This is a genomic window from Amycolatopsis sp. cmx-8-4 (assembly GCF_046548675.1).
Taxonomy (GTDB): Bacteria; Actinomycetota; Actinomycetes; order Mycobacteriales; family Pseudonocardiaceae; genus Amycolatopsis.
This window is the reverse complement of record NZ_JAEBDZ010000009.1, coordinates 348,050-365,465: the sequence shown is the minus strand read 5'-3', so window position 1 is coordinate 365,465 and position 17,416 is coordinate 348,050. Positions and strand designations below refer to the sequence as shown.

Below are 17,416 nucleotides of genomic sequence, written 5' to 3'. Positions count from 1 at the left end.
TCCACTGACTGGCTGACACGGTCGGCGCTCCTGCGTGCGGGCGATCTTCGAGAACGGTACCCCGTGCTCAGCCGAGGTCCGGCGGCAGCGACGTCGCCGCGCTTCGGCGGGTTCGGCGGAGCTGGTCTTCGGTGAGGCCGCGGGCGGTGCGGAGGTCGGCTCCGTCCAGGGCGGTGTTGACCAGGACAGCGCCGTCGAGCCGGGCGTCGGAGAGGTCGCATTCGCTGAGGTCGGCGTCGGTGAGGTCGGAGCCTTCGAGGTCGGCCTCGTGGATCGTCGAGTGAGCGAGAACAGCCTTCACAGCGAACACGCCGGCCAGTTTCGCTCCGGTCAGGTCGGCCTCGCGCACGGTGGTCCGGTTCATCCGGGCGCCACGCAGGTCGGCGTCGCGCAGCACGGTGCCGGTGAGATCGCCGCCGGTGAGGTCGGCGTCGCGGAGGTCGAATCCCGTGAGGTCCGCGCGCGGGAGGGTGATGCCGCGCAGGTCGAGCACGTCGCGCTGACCGCGCGGTGGCTTTGCCCGGTCGCGTAGCGTCGCCAGCGCCGCGACCACGTCGTCGGGGATGGCGTCGGTGACGGGGTGCGCTCGCAGGTAGCCGGTGACGGTCCGCAGCACGCGGTCGCGATCTCGGGGTGAGTCGTGCAGGATGCGGTCCAGCGCGCGGAGGCCGCCGGCGCGGACCGTGACGTCGGTGGAGCCGAGCTGGTCCACAGCATTGGTGAACCGGTCCGTGTACTGCTTGTCGCGGTCGAGCACGAACTTGCGGCCGGTGTAGTAGAGGCCCCCGGCGACGAAGGCGGCGCTGAGGACGGTGGCGACCTGGCCACGGATCGTGCCGACGGCCGCGATGCGGTCCTTGACGTCCAATCGGTCGAGGTCGGCGCCGCCGAGCCAGCCGACCACCGGGTCGAACAGGAACCACAGGACGCCGCCGGCGATCGCCAGGGCCGCGACAGCGAGCACGGTCCGGAGCACGACACGGTTCATGCCGACATTGCACTACGGGGTCGGACGACGCGATGACGGAGGGTGCCTTCGGTGGGTAGGGTGGCGGGGTCGGAGGGGAGGGGCCTGTTGACGACGTCGCTCGTTCCGGACCACATCCAGAACCGGAACCCGCACTACGTGAACCACGACGAGGAGCTCGCCGAGGCCGTCGCGGCGATCACGGCCGCCGAGGCCAATCTGGTGATCGTCTTTTCGGGACCGCCGGGCAGCGGCAAGACCGCAACGGCCCGGGAACTCGCCTTCCGGGTGAAGCCGTTGTTCCCGGACGGAGTGCTGTTCGCCGACTTGCGCGGCGCTCTCGACCGGGACGGTGCCGAGACGGAGATCCTGCGGACCTTCCTCGTCGAGCTCGGCGTGGACGCGGCGAACCTGCCCGACCGGGTCGACGCGTTGCGGGCGCGCTACCAGGCGGCCACCGCCGGCCGCAAGCTGCTCTTGCTGGCCGACGGTGCCGCCCGGTCCGGCCAGGTGCGGACCTTGCTGCCCGGAGACGGCCGCTCGCTCGTTTTGGTGACGTCCGGGCAGTCGCTGGCCGACCTGGCGGTCGACACGTGGACGAAGGTCTTCGAGCTTTCGCCCTTGACGGATGACGCGGCTCTGGAACTGCTGCAACGGTTGCTCGGTGCCGACCAGGTGGTCGCCGAACGCGACGCGGCGAACGAGCTGATCGGACTGTGTGGCAATCTGCCGCTCGCATTGTGCGTCGTCGCGAGCATCCTGGGCCGTCCGCGCAACCGGACGATCGCCAGCACCGTCGAACGGCTTCGCGATGAACGACGCCGGCTCGCCGCGCTGTCACCGCCCACCGACCTGTCGCTCGACAGCGCGTTCACCACCGCCTACCGGCAGCTCGGCGATTCCGCGCAACGGTGTTACCGCGCCTTGGGGCTGGCGCCCCGCCTCAGCCAGGTCAGTGCCGAGGCGCTGAGCCACGCGCTGGCCGAGCCGTTCTACGAGGTCGCCGAAAGCCTCGCCGAGCTGTTCGAGCACAGCTTCATCGAAGAGATCGGCGCAGACCGCTACGCGGTCAACGACCTTGTCGCACTCCATGCGTCCTATGTAGACGATCGTGCGGTCGAGGAGAAGGCGGCCGAAAGCGCGCGACTGCTGGAGTTCTACCACCAGCGCAGCTACGACGCCGACGCGATGGTGATGCCGGCCCGGCCGTGGCGGCGCACGCTGCTGCCCGAGCTGCGGTCCCGGGGCGCGTTCGCCGACGCCTCAGCCGCGTCGGCCTGGCTGGAGCAGGAGCGGGTCACGCTGACGAAGCTCGTCGGCTGTGCCGACGCTCTCGGCGATCTCGAACGGGTGTGCTCCTGGTGTGTGTTGCTGTGGCCGTTCTTCGAATCCGGCAAGCACTTCGGTGACCTTTTCGCGACACACGAGCCGGGAATCGCCGCTGCTGAAGCGTTGCGCAGGCTGGATCTCGAGAGCCTGATCCGGACGCAGAAGGCGTATGGGCACTACTGGCTGGGCGAACTGGGCGTGGCCGCGTCCTTGTTCGGCGTGGCAGCCGACCGGGCCCGCGTGGCAGGCAGCCCTGAGCTGGAAGCGACGGCCCTGGAGGGGCTGGGGCTGACCCGGATCGAACAGCGTGCCCCCGAAGCACTGGAGACGTTGCGGCGGAACCGGGAGCTGGCCGAGAAGATCGGCGACGCACGGCGTATCGCCTTGTCCGAGCTTCACCTCGCGAAAGCGGAGGAAGCCGCGCTTGGGCTTCGTCTGCTCGACACGGCGGCTGCCTACTTCGAGTCCGTCGCCGACCCGGTCAACCGGGCCAAGTGCGCGATCTGGCAGGGGAAGCACCTGCTGGACCTCGGGCGTATCGAGGAGGCCGCGCCGGTACTCGACGGAGTGGTCGAGCGGATGGCCGGCCATGGACGCCGGTTCGACCAGGCCGAGGCGCTGGTGGCGCTCGGCGACGTCCGGTTGGCGACGGACGACGTGGCCGGCGCACGCGAGAGCTGGCGCGAGGCGCTGAGCTGCTATGAGGATCTCGGGTTCACGGGCCGGGCCGAGGAAGTGCGGAGGCGGCTCGGCAGCCTTCCTCACTAGTCGACGTCGTCGGCGCTACTGATCGTGACGTCAATGACGTTGCTGTTGACGGTGAGTCGCCAGGTGCCGGTCAAGTCGTTGAGCCCTCGTCCGGCGGCCAGCTCGCGCAACGCGACCGCGGCGAACAGATCGCCGGCGGCGCTGACCCGTCGCAACCCACCGTGCCGGTCGCCCAGAAGCCATTGGCCGTCATCCCCCGGAGCAGTGGCCAGCACCGCTCCGAGGGCCTGGCCGAGGGTGGCAGCGACCCAGCGTGGCGTGCCGTCGCCTAGAGCACCGACGATGACGTCCGCCAGCTCGTGCCACCGGCGGGAGGTCTCGCCCGGGCCGACGACGAGCAGCAGCGCCCCCACGTCCCCGCTACTGCGAAGCCGTTCGGCCGGGAACCGGGTCACCTGAGCCGCGGCCGGTCCGTCCGGAATGACCTGGACCAGGTGTGAGGCACACCGGCTGAGCACCTGGGCGGGAGCCGGCAGAAGCGGGGTGTCCGCGGCCAGAGCGGGCTCCGGCAGAGCGAGCAGGTCGTACAGCACCGCACGCAGTATCGCGGCCGAGCTGCCCGGCAGCGAGGTCGTGAGGGAGGTGACGTCCGCCAGCCGGCTCGGATCGTGGTTCGCGACGATCTTGCGTACCTGCCCGGCGAGATCGTCAAGATCGGTCAGTCGAGGAGCCCGGCGGAGAAACATGCCGATCGGCGAATCGGGGGCAACGGCGTGCTCTGGCGCGACTGCCAGGATTACTGGTGTACCCAGGGCGGCCGCGTAGAAGGTCACCGAGCCGTGATCGCCCACGACCACGTCGGCGGCCACCAGGCTCGCCCGCCAGTCATCGGGATCTTCGAACACGGTCACCCCGGCCCGGGTACATCCGGCCAGCCACTGGCGGACCTGCCACGGAGAATGGCCCCACCACACGTTCGGGTGGACGGCCACGGCGATCCGGAACTCGTCGGCCGGCAGCTGTGTCCCCAAGGCAGCGGGGAGGTCGGCGATGCGGCCGAGCAGGGAGTCAGAACCCCACGTCGAGGAGACGAGGACCAGCGTTTCGTCGTCCGAAACTCCCAGAGCCTTCCGGTACGCGGCGCGTCTGACCTGGGACGCCGTCAGCTGGTCGAACGCCAGATCGCCGACGACTTTGGCGTTGCTGACGGCTGGGGGGCAGTCCCGCGCCAACCGGTGAAGCTGTTCGTCGTGGGACAGGCCGAGGACCGAGGCGATCATGCGGCCGTCGTGCAACAACCAGTCGCCGGACAAACCGAAAACCGTTTCCGGTTTCCGGTTTCCGGTTTCCGGTTTCCGGTTTCCGGTTTCCAAGTATTTATTGTACCCCATTCCGTGGGGAATGATCAGAATCGGGCAATTGAGCTCATGCAGCGTCGGGCCATGGCTGGCGGAGATGGCCAACGTGAACTGTTCTTCAACGGCTTCGCGCCAGGGCAGTTGCCGCACGCCGCATGCGCGGAGGAAGTCGTCCGTTCCGGCCGGAAACGCAGAGGATCCGGGGTCGGTGAAGATCACCTCAAGCCGGGGATCTTCGGCGATGAGGTGGACGACGTCGAGCAGGCGGGTCGCGGCGGTAACGTTGTGTGTCACGGCGAGCACGCGCCGTTTTGGGGCGAAGGTCTTCCACCTCGCCTCGTTCGCTGTCGCCGTCACATCCGATCATGGTAGTTCGTACCTCCTCGACGCCGTAGTCCCGGACACCAGGTCCGTCCAGCAGTCGGGACGCCGACAGCGGAGGTCGGGTTCCATCAGGCGTCGTGACGGCAGCGCAGGCCGGAATTTGGCTGGGACACTTGCCGGAAGGAATGCTGGTCGGAGGTGGTGGCCGTGGACCCCGGTGATCAGAGCCCGGACGATCGTGGTCGGGTGCCCTGGCGCGTCACGTCGGCTGAGCTGGGTTCGGGTCCGCCGGTGAGTGAGCTTGCTGTCCGATCACCGCGATGGCAGGAGGGGGCGCGGGTTCCTCCGTGCGGCTCGGGTGATCTTGCGGTGTCGGTCCGGTGGTTCCGGGCTGCGGGTGGTGGGCTGTGTGGCGAGGTTGTTGCGGAGAATGTCAGCGGGCTGGTCTGTCGGTTGGGCGGGAAGCCGGGACTGCAGCCGTTGGGGTTGGACGGGCAACCGCTTGGTGTGGGTCAGTGGATCACGTTGGAGTTGCGTATCCCGCCTTTCGTCATCTTGGAGCCGGGTCAGCTGGCGTCGGCGTCGATCAGCTGGTCGGGGTGGAGCGGCAGGTCTGCCTCAGGGCGGATCGCCGTGTCGTGGGAGGGTGGCTCGGCGGCGGTCGATGTTGCAGGGCCAATCGAGCCTGGGCTGCCGGAACGAGGGGTGGCTGGCGGTCTTTCGTCGAGTTGGTTCACTCGTATTCACGGAGTCGTTTGGTGGCGGCGATCAAGTCGTCTTTGTCGTGGTTCACGTTGGTCCACAATGGACCAGGATTGCAGTGTATGCGTCTCCGATGGGGCTCCGTTGCCGGACTAGTGCCCGATACCGTGCAACACGTCTCGACACTGAAGGGTCGCAGTAATATCGGCTGACCTGAATTTAATGGCAGAAGGTGGCCTTTGGTGACACTTGCCGACATTGGTTTCCTGTAATCTTTTAATCCGTAGGTTCTGGGTTCGAGCCCCAGGCGGCCCACTGAAGTTCCCTGCTCGGCGGCTATCCCGTCGCCGGCGGGCACGGTTGCGTGGGAGGCTTCGCGCGTGGACCGGAACCGATTGGTGGCCGACTGGCCTGCTCAGCTGGCTTCGCGGCGGCGCGGGTGGATTCTCGCCACCGCGATCGTGACCACGGCCGGGACCGTCATGTTCCTCGCCCTCGGCCTGCTCTCCAGCGTGTGGACTTCATGGCTGTGGGCCGGGTTGCTCGGTGTCTCCGCCGCCCGTCACTGGTGTCTCTACGCGCGTCGTCGAATCCGGCCGGGACCTGTGAGAGGGTCGTGACGTGGATCAGACCCGGTTGCTTCTCGTCCTTCGGCACGCCAAGTCGGCCTGGCCGGAAGGTGTCGACGACCACGAACGCCCTCTCGGGCCGCGGGGGGTCAAAGACGCTCCCAAGGCCGGGCGCTGGCTGAGGGAACACGGCTACCTGCCCGAGCGCGTCCGCTGCTCCACCGCCCGCCGGGCGCGGGAGACCTGGCAGCTCGTCTCCGGGGAGCTCGAACAGCAGCCGCCGGTCGAGTACGACGCTGAGCTCTACGGCGGCGACTACCTGGACATCGCGCGTCGAACATCGGACGACGTGACCAGGCTTGCGCTCGTCGGGCACGAGCCCAGTGTCAGCGAAGTGACTTTTCAGCTCGCCGGAAGAACTGCGATCGACGCGTTCCCGACCGGCGCCGTCGCGGTATTCGAAGTGGCGGAAAGCTGGGCCCGGCTCGACCGGGCCCAGCTGACCGCATTCTTCCGGCCGCGGGATTTGCCGGGAAACTAAACTCCGGCCACCTGGGAAATCCAGCTGCGGTAACGCGTGATGTTCGTGTACGCCGTGTTGTTCGACCTGTCACTGGTCGAGGCGACGCCGACCTGGCGGCCCGAGGCGAACATCGGGCCGCCCGAATCGCCGCCCGCTGTGATGCCGTTGACGCGGTTGGCGCACACCGCCACGCCGCCCGTGTAGTCGCTGCAGCCGATGGAGTTCACCCGGACCGTCGCGACCTTCAGGTACCGCGACTGGCAGTTGATCTCGGAGCCGCACTGGCTCGTCGCGCCCCAGCCGTAGACCGAGACGTTCTGGCCGACCGAGACGTCGCCGACGTTGCCCAGTGGCGAGTACGTCGCGCTCACCGACGTCGTCAGGCGGACGATCGCCAGGTCAGCGGGGCCGTTGTAGCGGGTGATCGTCGACCCGGTGGCCGTCGTGCCGCCGCTGGACTGGTCCAGGCTGCCGATCCGGAACGTGTACGTGCCGGCGCTGCTGACGCAGTGCTTCGCCGTCAGGATGTACTGCGGCGCGATGATCGTCGCGGTGCAGTTCTGCTGGCCGTTCACGAACAGTCGCGCCGCCCAGGGGCCGCTCGACGCGTTGCCGCCGCCGATGATCGACGTCTGGGCCGTCGCGGGGCCGGCGAGACCGACCACCGCCAATGCCGTACTGGCGGCCAGCAGGACCAATTTGCCGAAGCGTACTTTCACGCTCACTCCTCATGGGTGCGGGAGACCCGCACGGAAAGGCCGGTGGGGACCGAACGTGAGGATTGTCCGATTGTTCGGGTAATTTCCGGAACCGACGAAAGTCGTCCGGCGAACCCTCATTTATTTCCGGGAGGAGGCCTACCTACTGTTCCCGTGCTCAACCCCGAGGGCAGGGATCCCGGGTCGGACGCGGCGACGGCCGGGGTGCTGCTCGACCGCGCCGTCAGGCCGTGACGCGCGTCGGCGCCGTCTTCCGCAGCCAGTACAGGCCGATGACCGGCAGGACCAGCGGGATGAAGAGGTAACCCTCGCCGTAGACCGACCAGACGGTCGGGTGCCGGAACGCGGCCGCGTCGACAATGCTCAGCGTGCCGATGGTCAGGACGCCCAGCAGCTCGATCGAGCAGGCCGTCAGGGCCACGCGCCACCAGCCGTCGCCGCGGCGGGCCAGGGCGATCGTCGCGACGATGTAGACGACCGCGGCGAACGCCGAGAGGATGTAGGCGAGCGGCGCTTCGTGGAACTTCGTGCTGATCTGGACGCCCGCTCGCGACGTCGCCGCCAGCGCGAAGATCGCGTACACGGCGACGAGCACCCGTCCGGGGCCGGTGGCCGTCCTACGCTGTCGCTCCACTCCACACCTCGTTCAGTCGCAGCACCATCACCGGAATGGCCAGGCAGGCGATGCCGAGCACGGCCGTGCTCGACCGGCTCCGCTCGGCCAGTGCCCAGGCGGCGCCGGCGGGCAGCACGACCAGGCAGCCGATCAGGTAGGCGAGGAACGTCGCCAGGCTGCCGGGGCGCTCACCGCCGGCGAGCAGCACGATCCCGATCACCAGCTGGACGACCAGCAGCACCTCGATGACCGCGAGCGCGATCAGGAGCGCGTTGTCCGGCTCCCGGTCGCGGGCCGACTGGACGAAGCTCCAGAGCGCGACGAGCGTGGCGGCCACGGCGACCGCCACGGCGAATCCGAAGATCACCAGTTCCTCCTTCCGGTCCGCCGGCGTCAACTTACTCCGGGGCGCCGGACGGCCCGCCGAGCGAGGGCCGCGGGCGTGGCGCGGGCCACGTCCGGGTGATCCACAGTGGACCGGACAACCAACCCGACCTCGCGATACCGGGAAAATTGATCACCAGGCGTCCTTGATGGCATTCTGCCAATTCGGTGGTTATTCCGGCGGGGTCTTGTTCGGACCTGCAGGAATGACGTAAAAACCTTCGTGTTACACCACGACAGGGTGGTTGGTTGCCTCGTGGAAATCACGCAGTGTTCAGCTATTGCCTGGTAAGTGTCTCTTTTGCCTACCTCGGATAGCCCAGTTGAACCCCCGGGTTGGCGGATTGGCGCGGGACCGCTCGGCATGGGGGAATATTCCTCGTCCCGGGTCACGCCGAACCAGGGAACGCACAGAGGGGCAATCTCGATGGACCTGCGCTACGAAGCATTTTGCTTCGCCGATCCGTTGTTCTACGACGAACAACAGGAAATCGGTGCGTCGGTCGACGAGTACGCCACGGCGCTGCCCGCACCGGACGCCGGCTGGGTCGAGGCCCAGCGCGGGGTGTGGCGGGTCCTGCACCCCGAGGGTCGCGAACTTCCCGCTCAGGGCTGGAAAATCCACGTCTCGGCCGGCTTGGGGAACGCTCGGCGTGTGCTCGTGCAGGTGCACGAGTACTGTCTGGAGTACCGGGTCGCCTACAAGCACTTGCGCTCCCCGTTGATCCTGCTGGCCCGGAACTCGAAATACGCACCCCGCGACGGCAGCGGGAAACTGATCACGATTTATCCGGCGAATGAAGACGAGCTCAAGCGGGTGCTCGACGATCTGTCGGTGCGCCTTGAAGGCGAGCACGGGGCCTATATCCTGAGCGACTTGCGTTACGGTGCGGGCCCCCTGTATGTCCGCTACGGTGGATTCGCCGAGCAGTGGGTCGAACACGACGGCAACCGCGTCCTGGCGATCCGCAAGCCGGACGGCAGGCTGGTCCCGGACAAACGGGAACCCACGTTCTCCGTCCCTGACTGGGTGAAGATTCCGGCCTGTCTGCAGCGCAGCATCGCGGCGCGCAAGGCCGGCGACCCGGCCCAGTTCCCCTACAAGGTGACGAGTTCCCTGCACTTCTCCAACGGTGGCGGCGTCTACCTGGCGGACCCGAAAGCGGGCGGCGACCAGGTCGTCCTCAAGGAGGCGCGGCCCCACGCCGGGCTGGACCGGGCCCAGATCGACGCCGTCGAACGGCTGCGGCGCGAGCACGACGTGCTCGACAAGCTCACCGGCATCCCCGGGGTGCCCCGCACCATCGAGCAGTTCACCGTCTGGGAGCACCACTACCTCGCCATGGAGTACATGCCCGGCACCTCGCTCGGCAACTGGCTGGCCCGCAACTACCCGCTGACCAGGCGGGACACCACCGAAGCCGACCTCACCGCCTACGCCGAGCGCGCGCTGGCCGTGCTGGCGAAGGTCGAGGAGACGGTCGAGGCGATCCACGCCCGCGGCTTCGTCTTCGGTGACCTCCACGCGCTGAACATCCTGATCGACGAAGACGACGAAAGCCGCGTCTCGCTGATCGACTTCGAGATGGCCGCCGACGTCGAGTCCGGCGAACGGCCCGCGCTCGGCGCGCCGGGCTTCCGCGCGCCGGCCGACCGGGTCGGCTTCGAGATCGACGAGCACGCCCTCGCGGCGCTGCGGCTGTGGCTCTTCCTGCCGCTGTCCGCGCTGCTGGAGCTGGCGCCGGCGAAGCTGCGCGGCATCGCCGACTTCGTCGAACGCCGGTTCGGCCTGCCCGAGGGCTATGCCGACGCCGCAGTCGCGGTGCTGGCTCCGCGTGCGAAGTCCACGGAGCCGGCACCGGTCCACACCGAGCTCGACCAGGAGAAACCCGACTGGCCGCTGGTCCGCAAGCAGATCGCCGAGGCGATCCTCGCGAGCGCGACACCGCAGCGCCAGGACCGGCTGTTCCCCGGCGACATCGAGCAGTTCCGGGTCGGCGGCGCCTGCTTCGGCGTCGGCGCCGCGGGTGTGCTGCACGCCCTCGACGTCACCGGCGTCGGACGGTTCCCCGAGCACGAGCACTGGCTGATCGAGTCGGTCCGCCGTGACCCGCCGACCCGGCCCGGGTTCTACGACGGCAGTTACGGCATCGCCTACGTGCTGGAGAACCTCGGGCACCACGACGAGGCGAGCCGGCTGCTGGCGTCCTCGGCGCGGCTCGTCGAGCAGACCACCGACCACGCGCTCGAGGGCGGGCTGGCCGGCATCGGGCTGACCCTGCTGCACTTCGCCGCGGCCCGGCAGGACAACGAGTTCGGCCGGCAGGCGCTCACCACCGCCGTCCGGCTGGCCGAGGCGCTCGAAACCGCGGCGCCGCCCGGGAAGTTCGCCCGTGCGGGCCTGCTGTCCGGCTGGTCCGGGCCGGCGTTGCTGTTCATCCGGCTGTTCGAACGCACCGGCGAGCCCGCCTGGCTGGCGTTCGCGGACCAGGCACTCAGCCGTGACCTCGAAGAATGCGTGCTCGCCGACGACGCGTCACTGCAGGTCCGTGACGGCGCCACGCGCACACTCCCGTACGCCGGCATCGGCAGCGCGGGGATCCTGATGGTCGCCGAGCAGCTGGCGCGGCACCGGCCCGAAGCCGACGCCTGCGAGAGCCTGCCCGAGCTGCGTCAGTCGTGCCGCGGCGAGTTCGTCATCCACCCCGGCCTGCTCTACGGCCGGTCCGGGCTCGCGGTCGCGCTCGGCATGGGCGCCGAACCCGAGCAGCGCGTTCGCGACGCGATCGACCTGCACCTGGCCCGGCTGGCCTGGTACGCGGTGCCGTTCCGCGGCGGGCTCGCCTTCCCCGGCAACCAGCTGCTGCGGTTGTCGATGGACGTCACCACCGGCGGCGCGGGGATCCTCCTCTCGCTCGCCGGCCTCCTGGACGGCAAGGAGGTGCTGCCTTTCCTGGGCAGCACGCCGTCCCCCCACACCTCCGGTCGCTGAGGACCGGCGGAATCGAAGAACAATCGAAAGGAACACCATGGAACTCGTTCTGGAGCTGCAGGCCCTGGAGACCCCCGAGGTGCTCAACGGTGGTCACGGTGGCGGCGGCGGCGCGCCGTCGAACCTGAGCCTGCTGGCCTCCTGCACCAACAGCACGCTCTCGCTGCTGACCTGCCACTGACCTGGCGGATCGCACGCAAGTAGTGCCTAGGTGAACAGTGCGGGAGCGGCACAGGCCAAGTGCGCCGCTCCCGCACGTTCATTGTGGCCCCGGTTCCGCCTTCGCGGAACCTCGTCCGAAGGAGTGAGATGCGCGGCTCCGCCGATCGGCTGCTGGCCCGGGTGGCCGGCCTCGATCGACCGAGACTCGCCGCCATCGTCGTCACGGCCCTGGTCGCCACCGCGGCCGGGCTGCTCTTGCCCAGCGCGCTCGCGGCCGCGGTGGACGCCGTCGTCGCGGGCCGTCCCAGCTGGCCTGAAGTCTCGTGGCTGCTGCTGGTCGGCGGCGCGGAAATCGCCGCGGACGTCGTCGGCGGAATCCTGACCACTCGCGTGACGGCGACCGCGTCCGCGTGGCTGCGCCGCACGCTGTCGGACAAGCTCTTCGCGCTCGGCACGCGGTCGAAGTTCGCCGAGGGCGACGCGATCAGCAGGCTCACCGGCGACAGCGTCGGCGCCGGCGGCATCGTCACGATCGTCGTCCAGTGCGGCTCGATGCTGGTCATCTCGTCCGGCGCGGTGGTGTTGCTCGCCTTCCTGGACTGGCGGCTCGCGCTCGTGTTCCTCGGCAGCATCCCGTTCGCATTGCTGCTCGCTCGTAGTCACCTCAAGCACACCGCCGACGATGTTCTTGCCTACCAACAGGTTTCCGGCGAGCTCGCGGCCCGGATGGTCGACGCCGTCGCCGGCCTGCGCACGATCGCCGCGTCCGGCACCGCCGACCGCGAAGCCGAACGCGTGCTGCGCCCGCTGCCGAAGCTGACCCTGGCCGGGATGGGCATCTGGCGCACGCAGGCCCGCATGGTCTGGCGCGCCGGGCTGCTCACGCCGGCGGTCGAGCTGGCCGTGCTGGCCGCCGCCGGGTTCGGCGTGCTCGCCGGCCGGCTCAGTGTCGGCGACGTCGTCGCGGTGCTCGGCTACGTCGCGCTCGCCCTCGGCCTGGTCACCCAGATCCCGCTGCTCACGATGCTGTCGCGGGCGCGCGGCTGCGCCGAACGGCTCGCCGAAGTCCTCGACGAGCCCGAATCCGCGCACGGCAAGCTCCCGCTGCTGCCCGGCGACGGCACCCTGGACCTGCGCCACGTCGGCGTCACAGGTGCACTGGCCGAGGTCGACCTGACCATCGCCGGCGGGACGTGCCTCGCCGTCGTCGGCCGTTCGGGCGCGGGGAAGTCCGTGCTCGCCGGCGTGCTCGGCGGGCTGGTCACGCCCGACGAGGGCCAGGTCCTGCTCGACGGACGTCCTCTCTCGCGCGTTCGCCGCGAGGAGCTGCGCGCGGTGATCGGCTACGCGTTCGAACGCCCCGCGCTGCTCGGCGCGACGGTCGCCGACGCCGTCGGCTACGGCACGTGGGCCGGCGAGTCCGCGATCCGCGACGCCTGCCAGACCGCGCAGGTCGACGAGGTCGTCGTCCGCCTGCCCGACGGCTACCGCACCCCGCTGGCCGAGACGCCGTTGTCGGGCGGCGAAGCCCAGCGCCTCGGGCTGGCCCGGGCCATCGTGCACCAGCCGCGCGTGCTGATCTTCGACGACGCGACGGCCAGCCTCGACACGGTCACCGAGGCCGCGGTCGAGCGTGCGCTCGCGAGCGCGCTGCCCGGCCGGACGCGCGTCGTCGTGACCCACCGGGCCGGCACCGCCGCCCGCGCCGACCTCGTGGTCTGGCTGGAAGAGGGCCGGGTCCGCGCGGTCGCCCCGCACGCGGCCCTCTGGCAGGAGCCGGGGTACCGCGGCGTCTTCACGGAGGACGACGAGTGAGCCTGCGCCGGTTGTACTGGTCCGCGCTCACCGGGCAGTGGCGTGGCGGCGTCGTGCTGCTCGTGTGTTCGGTGCTCGAAGGACTCCCTGCTTTCTTTTCGGGTCGGTTGGTCGAGCTGTCCGTGGACCGCGGCTTCGCCGTCGGCGACCCGCGCACCGGCCTCGGCTGGCTGGCGCTGTTCGGCCTGGCCGCGGTGCTGGGCGCGTTCGGCTCGCGGATGGTCTGGCACCAGCTCGGCAAGGTCGTCGAACCCCTGCGCGACGCGCTCGTGACGGCCGTCGTGCGAGGCGTGCTGCACGACGAGTCCCCGCCGCGCAACCAGCCCGACTCGAGCGGCGTCGCCCGGATCACGCAGCACGTCGAGGTGGTCCGCGACGCGACCGCGGGCCTGTTGGTGCAGGCCCGGGCCATGCTGGTGACGACGGCCTCGGCGCTCGCCGGCCTGGTGACCGTCGCCGGTGCGCTGGTGCTCCCGGTCGCGGTGCCGGTGGTCGCCTCCCTGGTCGTGTTCGGGTGTCTCCTTCCTTCGCTGGCTCGTCGTCAGCGCGCGCTGGCCTTGGCCGACGAGCACACGGCCGCGACGGCCGGCGCATCCCTGGCCGGGATGCGCGACGTCGTCGCCTGCGGCGCCGAGCCGATCGCCGCGCTGGCGATGTACGACGCGGTCGACGCCCAGGCCACGGCCGCGGTGCGGGTCGCTCGGTCGAGTGCCCTCCGGTCGCTGGTGATCTCGCTCGGCGGGTTCGCGCCGCTGCTGCTCGCGCTGTGGTTGGCCCCGGGGTTGGTGGCCACCGGCGAGCTGACCGCGGGCGCGGCCCTGGGCGCGCTCGTCTACCTGGCCACGACGATGCAGCCGGCCCTGCGCGGCCTGGCGGCCACGGCCGGCACCGTCGTGCTTCGCCTGCTGGTCGCACTCCGCCGGCTCGCGGAGACGGCCGAGCTGCCGGAACGTCCGGACGGCACGGCGACCCCACGCAGCATCGAGGTCCGTGTCCGCGCCCTGACGTTCGGCTGGGGCGCGACGGCCGAACCCGTGGTCCGAGGGCTGGACCTGGGGCTGCGGCCGGGGGAGCACCTCGCCGTGGTCGGTCCGAGCGGGATCGGCAAGTCGACACTGGCCGGCCTGCTGACCGGCATGCTCACGCCGCAGGAAGGCCGGGTCCTGCTCGGTGGCGTCCCGGTCCGGGACGTGCCCAGGGCGCTGCGCCACGAGCTGGTGGCGCTGATCCCGCAGGAGGCGTACGTCTTCGCGGGAACGGTCCGCGACAACATCGCCCTGTTCGCACCGTCAGCCTCGGACGCCGCGCTCGCCGCCGCCGCGACCGCGGTGGGCGCGGGCGCGCTGCTGAAGCGACTGGGCGGTCTCGACGCCGAGATCGGCCACGGTGGCGAAGGCATCTCCGCGGGCGAAGCGCAGTTGCTCGCGCTGGCCAGGGTGTACGCCGGTTCGGCGCGGTTCGTGATCCTTGATGAAGCGACCTCCCATCTCGACCCGGTGTCGGAAGCCCGCGCGGAGCGGGCCTTCGCCGCGCGGGGTGGTGTGCTGGTGGTGATCGCGCACCGGTTGTCGTCCGCGCTGCGCGCGAACCGTGTCCTGGTCATGGACGGCCGCGAGACCGCGGTGGGCAAGCACGCCGACCTGCTGGCGAGGTCGCCGCGCTACGCGGAACTGATGCAGGCCTGGGCGACGCCGGTGGCCGGGGGAGCAGCCATCGGAGGCGCTGGGCCTGCGGCAACTCGGGTCGCCGGCACGGATCCCGCGGCGGCAGCCGCGGGTGGTCCGGCCGGTGCTACCGCGACCGCCGCCGGTGCTGCTGGTGGTGTCGCGACGGCTGCTGTCACCCGTGGTGCCGCGCCAGCTGCCGCAGGTGGCGGCGCGGTTGCCGCTTCCGCCCGTGGTTTGGCCGGTAGCTCCGCGACTTCCGGTGCTTTCACGGGTGACCTCGCCGATAGTGCCGCGCCAGCTGCCGCGGATGGCCCCGCCTGTGGTGCCGCCCTAGCTGCTGCGGATGGCCCGGTCCGTGTTGCCGCGACTGCCGCTGCCGCCGTGGTTGGCGCCACGACAACCGCCGGAGAACTCGCCGGTGGTAGCGCGACAGTTGCCGCGAGCGCACCTTCCGAAGCAACCGCCGGCTCCGAAACGCCGTGGCGGCCGTCGCCGGTTCCGCGTACCGCCCGGGCCGGCTGACCACCTGCTCGCTCGTCCACAGTGGACATTTCAATGCCGTCCACGCTACCGCCGTCGAAGCGCCGCGGAACCCGTCGCCGCGAATCTGTGGATAACTTCGCCGTCTTGTCACCACATGTGGATAACTCGCGCCGATCGCCGGCTCTTGTCGGCGCTGTCGTGCATGATCGGAAGCACGGAAGAAACGCGACTCCGACTACCGCGTCGCCAGAAAGGAGGTGATCAGCCGGCGGGGCACGTCATTCGGGTTGCAGTGCTTCCAACGCTCCACGCAGCTTGCCGGACACCGGAACCGGCCGGCGGGACTCGCGGTGCACGAACACGTGCACGAAGTGGCCCTCCGCGACCAGTGATTCATCCGCGGCGTACATCCCGATCTCGTAGCGCACGCTCGACTTCCCCAGGTGTGCGACGCGCAGACCGACCCGCAGCGAACCAGGAAAGGACACCGATGAGTGATACCCGCAGTGCGACTCGACGCACAGCCCGATCACCTCCCCGGTTTCGATGTCGAGACCACCCTGCTCGATCAGCCACGTGTTGATCACCGTGTCCATCAGCGAGTAGTGCACCACGTTGTTGACGTGCCCGTAGACGTCGTTGTCCTTCCAGCGCAACGGAATCGTCTGCCAGTGCGGGTAGCCGTTCACCACAGGGACACCGAGTCGCGCAGGACGCCGGCGAGGTCCTCCTCGGACGCCTCGCGGGGTGCGGTGGCCAGCAACCGCTGCTGCTTCAGGGTTCCCTCGACCAGGGAGTCCACATCGGACTCCGTGTAGCCGACGGCACCGATGCCGTCCGGGATGCCGATCTTCCGCATCAGGTCGATCAGCACCGCGGGCAGGTGGCCGGCGGCGTCGCCGGACCACTCGAAATCGGGCGCCAGCAGGCGGGCGACCTGCCGGTGGCGGTCCGGCGCCGCGTCGAAGGTGAAGCGGAACGCGGCGGGCGCGGTCAGCGAGACGGCCATCCCGTGCGGCACCATGGGTTCGTCACCCGGGTAGCCGTCCGGGTGGAAATCCCTGACCTGCCCGGCGATCGGGTACGCGTTCGCGTGCGGGATGTGCACGCCGGCGTTGCCGAACCCGAGGCCCGCGAACGTCGCGGCGAGTGCCATGGCTTCGCGTGCCTTGAGGTCGGAGCCGTCGCGCACCGCGGCGGGGAGGGCCCACGACAGCAACCGCAGTGACTGCTCGGCGAACATGTCGGCCAGCGGGTTGGCGCCGCAGTACGGCACGCGCTGCTCCGGGCGCTTGCGGTCGAACTCGGTGTACGGCTTGGCGGTGTAGCTCTCCGCGGCGTGGCACAGGATGTCCATGCCACTCGCGGCGGTCACGCCGGCGGGCTGGCTGACGGTGAGCCGCGGGTCGACGACGGCGAGGGTGGGGCGCAGCCGCAGGTGGCTGATCCCGCTCTTGACCCGCAGGGACAGCACGTCCAGGACGCAGACGGTGGTGCTCTCCGAACCGGTGCCGGTGGTCGTCGGCACGGCGACGAGCGGCTTCAGCGGGCGGTCCGGCGCGCGGCCGCCGCCGACCGGCGCGTTGACGTAGTCCATCAGGTCGCCGTCGTTGCTGGTCAGCAGGTTCGCGGCCTTCGCGGTGTCGATCGAGGAGCCGCCGCCGACGGCCACGAAGGCGTCGTACGGACCGGTTCCGCGGGCGAAGTCAACCGCCTTCTGCATGCTGACATCGGTGGGTTCGACGTGTACGCCGTCGAAGATCTCGGTCTCGATGCCGTAACCGGTGATGCCGTCGGCGATGCGGCGCGGCCAGCCGGTCGCGGCGACCTGCGGGTCGGTCACGACCAGGACCCGGCGGGCGCCGTACTGCGTCAGGTCGTAGCCGATCTCGTCGCTGGCGCCGGTTCCGTACTTCAATGCCGGTGCGCCGTAAGTAAAAACGGTTTCATGTTCGGTCGCGGCCAAGGCTGGGGTCCTCGCTCCCTTGATCGGATCCAGTCGGTCAAAGCGGACATTCAGGTCCAACCTTGCCGGGTTTCGGCGAAGATCACTTGACTGCACTGAACGGTGCCCGCATAAGCTCTCCTCATTAGATAC

General features: G+C 69.9%; 14 protein-coding genes. 7 read left to right on the top strand and 7 right to left on the bottom strand.

What is annotated here, in order from left to right; translation table 11 throughout:
* Positions 1-67: 67 nt before the first annotated feature.
* Positions 68-988 carry a pentapeptide repeat-containing protein gene (locus ACLJQZ_RS22100; RefSeq protein WP_410621801.1) on the bottom strand — a complete coding sequence of 307 codons (921 nt, stop codon included), beginning with the start codon at positions 986-988 and terminating at the stop codon, positions 68-70.
* A gap of 138 nt (positions 989-1,126) precedes the next feature.
* Here ACLJQZ_RS22100 and ACLJQZ_RS22095 point away from each other — a divergent pair, with 138 nt between their 5' ends.
* A complete protein-coding gene (locus tag ACLJQZ_RS22095; RefSeq protein WP_410621800.1) occupies positions 1,127-3,064 on the top strand; it encodes an NB-ARC domain-containing protein in 1,938 nt (645 codons plus the stop codon).
* Here ACLJQZ_RS22095 and ACLJQZ_RS22090 read toward each other — a convergent pair.
* Positions 3,061-4,719 carry a hypothetical protein gene (locus ACLJQZ_RS22090; RefSeq protein WP_410621799.1) on the bottom strand — a complete coding sequence of 553 codons (1,659 nt, stop codon included), beginning with the start codon at positions 4,717-4,719 and terminating at the stop codon, positions 3,061-3,063. The two genes, ACLJQZ_RS22095 and ACLJQZ_RS22090, sit on opposite strands and share 4 nt — an antisense overlap.
* Positions 4,720-4,884: 165 nt before the next feature.
* On the opposite strand from ACLJQZ_RS22090, the gene ACLJQZ_RS22085 reads away from it, so the two are divergent.
* Positions 4,885-5,544 (top strand): DUF4232 domain-containing protein, encoded by a 660-nt coding sequence (locus tag ACLJQZ_RS22085; RefSeq protein ID WP_410621798.1) that lies wholly within the window; start codon positions 4,885-4,887, stop codon positions 5,542-5,544.
* Between the two features lie 465 nt (positions 5,545-6,009).
* Positions 6,010-6,498, top strand: a complete 489-nt coding sequence (locus tag ACLJQZ_RS22080) for a SixA phosphatase family protein (protein ID WP_410621797.1) — start codon at positions 6,010-6,012, stop codon at positions 6,496-6,498.
* Here the strand turns inward: ACLJQZ_RS22080 and ACLJQZ_RS22075 are convergent.
* The 3 genes from ACLJQZ_RS22075 to ACLJQZ_RS22065 all read right to left on the bottom strand — a co-directional run bounded on the left by ACLJQZ_RS22075 (position 6,495) and on the right by ACLJQZ_RS22065 (position 8,182).
* Complete coding sequence (locus ACLJQZ_RS22075; RefSeq protein WP_410621796.1) at positions 6,495-7,199, bottom strand: S1 family peptidase; 705 nt, start codon at positions 7,197-7,199, stop codon at positions 6,495-6,497. The two genes, ACLJQZ_RS22080 and ACLJQZ_RS22075, sit on opposite strands and share 4 nt — an antisense overlap.
* 223 nt (positions 7,200-7,422) lie before the next feature.
* Complete coding sequence (locus ACLJQZ_RS22070; protein WP_247063877.1) at positions 7,423-7,794, bottom strand: hypothetical protein; 372 nt, start codon at positions 7,792-7,794, stop codon at positions 7,423-7,425.
* A 22-nt stretch (positions 7,795-7,816) separates the two neighbouring features.
* Positions 7,817-8,182: a hypothetical protein gene (locus ACLJQZ_RS22065; protein ID WP_410621795.1), complete on the bottom strand. Its 366-nt coding sequence runs from the start codon at positions 8,180-8,182 to the stop codon at positions 7,817-7,819.
* Between the two features lie 444 nt (positions 8,183-8,626).
* Here ACLJQZ_RS22065 and lanKC point away from each other — a divergent pair, with 444 nt between their 5' ends.
* From lanKC to ACLJQZ_RS22045, 4 genes are all read left to right on the top strand, one after another.
* Positions 8,627-11,191 (top strand): class III lanthionine synthetase LanKC, encoded by a 2,565-nt coding sequence (gene lanKC, locus ACLJQZ_RS22060; RefSeq protein WP_410621794.1) that lies wholly within the window; start codon positions 8,627-8,629, stop codon positions 11,189-11,191.
* Between the two features lie 37 nt (positions 11,192-11,228).
* Positions 11,229-11,372, top strand: a complete 144-nt coding sequence (locus ACLJQZ_RS22055; protein WP_155548626.1) for a SapB/AmfS family lanthipeptide — start codon at positions 11,229-11,231, stop codon at positions 11,370-11,372.
* Between the two features lie 128 nt (positions 11,373-11,500).
* Positions 11,501-13,168 carry an ABC transporter ATP-binding protein gene (locus tag ACLJQZ_RS22050; RefSeq protein ID WP_410621793.1) on the top strand — a complete coding sequence of 556 codons (1,668 nt, stop codon included), beginning with the start codon at positions 11,501-11,503 and terminating at the stop codon, positions 13,166-13,168.
* Complete coding sequence (locus ACLJQZ_RS22045; protein WP_410621792.1) at positions 13,165-15,357, top strand: ATP-binding cassette domain-containing protein; 2,193 nt, start codon at positions 13,165-13,167, stop codon at positions 15,355-15,357. The genes ACLJQZ_RS22050 and ACLJQZ_RS22045 overlap by 4 nt, the downstream gene beginning before the upstream one ends.
* A gap of 239 nt (positions 15,358-15,596) precedes the next feature.
* Here ACLJQZ_RS22045 and ACLJQZ_RS22040 read toward each other — a convergent pair whose 3' ends face one another.
* Together ACLJQZ_RS22040 and ACLJQZ_RS22035 are read right to left on the bottom strand one after the other, a co-directional pair.
* Entirely contained in the window at positions 15,597-16,010 is a 414-nt protein-coding gene (locus ACLJQZ_RS22040) for an acyl-CoA thioesterase (RefSeq protein ID WP_410621791.1), read from the bottom strand.
* The gene (locus tag ACLJQZ_RS22035) at positions 16,004-17,284 is read right to left on the bottom strand and encodes a hydroxyacid-oxoacid transhydrogenase (protein WP_410621790.1); all 1,281 of its coding nucleotides are present in this window, start codon (positions 17,282-17,284) and stop codon (positions 16,004-16,006) included. The genes ACLJQZ_RS22040 and ACLJQZ_RS22035 overlap by 7 nt, the downstream gene beginning before the upstream one ends.
* Between the last annotated feature and the right edge of the window lie 132 nt (positions 17,285-17,416).

What these genes read in the sequence shown, in the direction of transcription:
- ACLJQZ_RS22055 (WP_155548626.1), top strand. Translation starts at nt 11,229, where the DNA reads ATGGAACTCGTTCTGGAGCTGCAGGCCCTGGAGACCCCCGAGGTGCTC.
- ACLJQZ_RS22100 (WP_410621801.1), bottom strand. Translation starts at nt 988, where the DNA reads ATGAACCGTGTCGTGCTCCGGACCGTGCTCGCTGTCGCGGCCCTGGCG.
- ACLJQZ_RS22050 (WP_410621793.1), top strand. Translation starts at nt 11,501, where the DNA reads ATGCGCGGCTCCGCCGATCGGCTGCTGGCCCGGGTGGCCGGCCTCGAT.
- lanKC (WP_410621794.1), top strand. Translation starts at nt 8,627, where the DNA reads ATGGACCTGCGCTACGAAGCATTTTGCTTCGCCGATCCGTTGTTCTAC.